The organism is Bartonella sp. AD24XZML (assembly GCF_042196485.1).
Taxonomy (GTDB): domain Bacteria; phylum Pseudomonadota; class Alphaproteobacteria; order Rhizobiales; family Rhizobiaceae; genus Bartonella.
The window spans coordinates 1-4,069 of record NZ_JBHIQH010000087.1; the positions used below are offsets into that span (position 1 = coordinate 1).

Sequence of the window (4,069 nt, forward strand, 5' to 3'; positions counted from 1 at the left end):
AAACATTAAAGGCTGGTCCATAGAGATTGATAGTCGTGTTTTCGTTGGCTATCCCGTGCACACCTTCTTGTTTGAAAGAATTCAGCATATTCCCCAATGTCATTGTCCCGCGACTATGTCCATAAAGTTCTAATCCTGTAAGACCATAGCTATACATCAAATCTTTTGCTTCTTGTGTGGAATTGGTCAAACCCCAAAAGTTATTTTCCATAAACTTCTGATAGCCCGCGACTAGAAGTTCTGAGATAGCAGAATCAGCTTCTGGGAACACCACAAAATAAAGCGGTTCATTTTTTATTCTCCGCATGTTGCTCTGCATAAACAGCGGCTTCCTCTGGTGGCGTAAAGATGCCATTAAAGGACACATGCACTTTGCCATCAGAGCCTTCTTGTAAATGCTGCTTTTCTTCATCCGTTAAATAATGGAACTTGGGGATTTTTTGTCCACGAGCATCTCTTATAGGTACCCCATTCGCATCTATTTTATAGATTATATTACCCTTTTCATCACGGTCGACCACGGCGATGGGGTGCTCTTTGATAAACATGGTTTTATAGGAGTCATCGCTGTATTTAAACCCTTCTTCTAAGAGTTGAGTTGCCATTTCACGATTTTCATGGACGATTTGTTCCAGCTTGCCTACATCGAGCTGTTGTACACCCTTATGGGCGCTAGCAGTATCCCGATTAAGGGAGGCTATGGCTTGCTCAACATCTTGCCCTGTTAATGCCTTCTGCCCTGCTTCATCAGTAATGACGATAGTGCCATTGCTGATAGCAGATTTGGTATATCCTTCCTCTGAATCTTTAGCTTTTGAATGATCTAAGACATTTTTAGCAATGTTTTTCCCGACACCATATTTGCCCTGATACATCGGACCACCCGCCGAAATGCTTAAACCTTGACTGCTGGCTTGCGCATGCGCACTGTTGCTGATATCACTGGTGCTGATGCTTCCTGTGGTCAGGCTGTTTTTATCTGCCGGCGCGGTGCTTTCAATAATACCTCCGGTTAGGGTCGTTTTATCTTTAACGTTGATATTAAAGCCGCCATCACCCGCTTTGATGCCTGATTGTTCCACAACACTATGATAATCACTAGAGGATTTATCCTTGTTCAAGGAAATATTGGTTGTGGCTGTACCATCCTTTTCTCGGCTATTATAACCAATGGAAACAGAGTTTTGCTTGATTGAGAAAACAATCCCGCCATTCCAAGAGAAGGCAAGGATAGCGGATTGTTGGTCATCACAAACAGCAACACTTAAGGTTTGCATTCAGATGCGTTTTTATACCTTTTACAAAAAGGGCTGTTTAAGCGCTTTTCGACACTTCTCTGTGGGATGACAGCACCAGGCTGACAAATGGGGAGGTCTTTATAATTATAGCACCAATACGGACCACCGTATCTATCACGAAATCCTGCTTGGACCATACAAGCATCAATGGATGCCATTTGATTTAAACTGAGGTTTCTATTTTCTGAATCAGGATCGATAAGACTCGGCATTCCACATTCTAATAAGGCTTTTCCTATCTCAGTAAAATCTGCTTCCGCCTTCAACCACCCATGTACTTCCCCTGGAGGAGGTTTGTCAATATTTGATATGTCACATCCAGAGACACTTAACAGAACTATTCCACTTAATAATTTAAACAGTGTATTCATTTTTTTCTCCATAAATAACCTAAACCTAAATTATCTAAAATTGCATAAGGTGCATAAATTTTTGCATTATGATGTATTCCATAACTATCTTGACATTTTTTCCCCGCATTACCATAACACTTATGGGTACTAGGGTTATGCCCGATGAACGCTCCCCCTTGCTCTATCATTGGAGTTGCTGGTGGAAATATTGCATAAGGGAACCTCAAGGGTACCTTATAAGCAGTAGGTGGATTGTGACCAAATCCTGTACCAATGGGATCGAATATATGGTTTTGTAAGTAAATATGATCTTTTTTACCATCACTCACATAATAGAGTGCATTCGCTATTGATTGAGAGTTATCAGCTGGTCCAAAAAGATAGATATCTGTTTTTTCTGCTATACCGTGAATGCCACGCTGTTCAAAGTCACGCATTCCATTGCCCACTGTCAAACTACCACGGCTATGCGCACTAACAATCGCCCCTGTCTTGCCATAACGATAGATAAAATCTTGTAACTTCGTGGTCGAATTACTCCATCTCCCAAAATATTCATAAATTGCTACCCCGAACTCTACTAGCTTATCTTTAGCTTGGGGGTGGTATGTAAAATAAAGGGGTTCATGCTCATTATCAGCTAACTGAACCGCATTACGCGCTGCTTCATCTGGTGTGTTAAAAATACCATTATAGAACATACGCCTGTTGCCATCAGAGCCAGCTTGTAAATACTGCTCATCTTCAGCATTTAAAAAGTGATACAGAGTGATATATTCTCCATCGCTGTCTTTTATAGGTTCTCCATTTTCATCGGTTAAATAGAGGACATTGCCATTTTCATCATGCAAAATCTCACCCACTGGATGTTCTTTAACATTTGCGACTTCGCGCACTTTGTCCCAGTATCCCAATCCTTCATCCGATAAATCATTGATCATACCTACGCGATTATGTACTACCCCCTCAAGCGATGCGACATCTAGCTGTCCTACTGCCTGGTGTGCTGCTGCGGTGTTGCGGTTGAGAGAGCCAATGATTTGTCCAGCATCTTGCCCCATCGCCCTCTGTCCAGTTATATCAGTAAGAATGATACTCCCATCACTGATAGCAGATTTGGTTTCCCCTTCTGCTCCATCCTTGGCTTTGCCGTGATTTAAAACATTCTTGGCAATGTTTTTTATCGTGTCATTCCCAGAAATGCTAAACCCATGGCTGCTGGCTTTAGCATGCGCACTGTTGCTGATATCACTGGTGCTAATGCTTCCTGTGGTCAGGCTGTTTTTATCTGCCGGCGCGGTGCTTTCAATAATACCTCCGGTTAGGGTCGTTTTATCTTTAACGTTGATATTAAAGCCGCCATCACCAGCTTTGATGCCTGATTGCTCCACAACACTATGATAATCACTAGAGGATTGATCCTTTTGGAAAGAGGCGCTCATGGAGCCCCCACCACCCGTTTGTCCAGCACCAAAACCAACAGAAACAGAGTTTTGCTTGCTGGAAGTTTGTCCCGTATCACTGCGGCTGATAATGGCAAAATCACCACCAACTTCCATTTCTACATGCTCTCCAGAAACCACGGCGCCTGCCAATGTGGTGTTTGCCTGACTTATGGTATGAACAGTGCCGGTGCCTATAATATGGCTGTTTTTGTGTTGAACTTCCTCACTGGAACCTTCCCCTTGACTAAAAGCAGCACTGCCCGTTGCCCCTGCGCCACCCGTGCCATAACCGGTGCCAACACTCATTGAAGAACTTTCACTGCTGTTTTGTGTGCTTTGCGTGTTTTGTGCACTTTCAAAGGTGATATCTTCACCTGCTTCCATGGTGATATTTCCGCTCTGTGCATCATTTTCCAGCACATAGATTGGATTNGTGATATCTTCACCTGCTTCCATGGTGATATTTCCGCTCTGTGCATCATTTTCCAGCACATAGATTGGATTGGTACCAGCAATAATATCAGCGCCAACACCATGAATGCTGCCTTTGTGGGCTTGCATGTTAACAGCGCGTCCGCCTTCTATGCTATCTGTCACCGCTGTGGAGACTTGAGAAGAGGCTTCCGCTTTCTCTGTCTTAAAGCCCACGGTTACACTGCCAGATGCACCAGCCAGATTGGCAAGAGCATCCTTGGTGGAGCCCCCCACCCCTCCTAATGAGCTACTCAGTCCTTTGGTTGTGTTCCCCTTTTCCCCCGTATTGCCAGTCAGCCAATTAATAAAGTTCTCTCCTTTATTAAAGAGGTGATTGATTTTCATGCCGGTCAGTATGCCATTAATAACTGTGTTATTGCCATCCTTATTGTTCATACGATCCGCTGAATCTTTTAAGCCTTGTACCGTGCCAAGGACACCGATATCAACGGAAGTTGTCACACCAGCAAAAGACTTTTCATGCTTTTCTTTTGCGTTA

General features: G+C 43.4%; 2 protein-coding genes and 1 pseudogene. All 3 read right to left on the reverse strand.

Features of this window, described 5'->3' with window-relative positions; genetic code table 11:
• Nucleotides 1-1,196, reverse strand: a pseudogene (locus ACFIMX_RS08615) (filamentous hemagglutinin); the annotation flags it as partial.
• 68 nt (nucleotides 1,197-1,264) lie between these two features.
• The gene (locus ACFIMX_RS08620) at nucleotides 1,265-1,669 is read right to left on the reverse strand and encodes a hypothetical protein (protein WP_375694322.1); all 405 of its coding nucleotides are present in this window, start codon (nucleotides 1,667-1,669) and stop codon (nucleotides 1,265-1,267) included.
• The coding region (locus tag ACFIMX_RS08625; RefSeq protein ID WP_375694323.1) for a hemagglutinin repeat-containing protein at nucleotides 1,666-4,069 on the reverse strand (2,404 nt) is incomplete at its 5' end. The genes ACFIMX_RS08620 and ACFIMX_RS08625, both read right to left, overlap by 4 nt.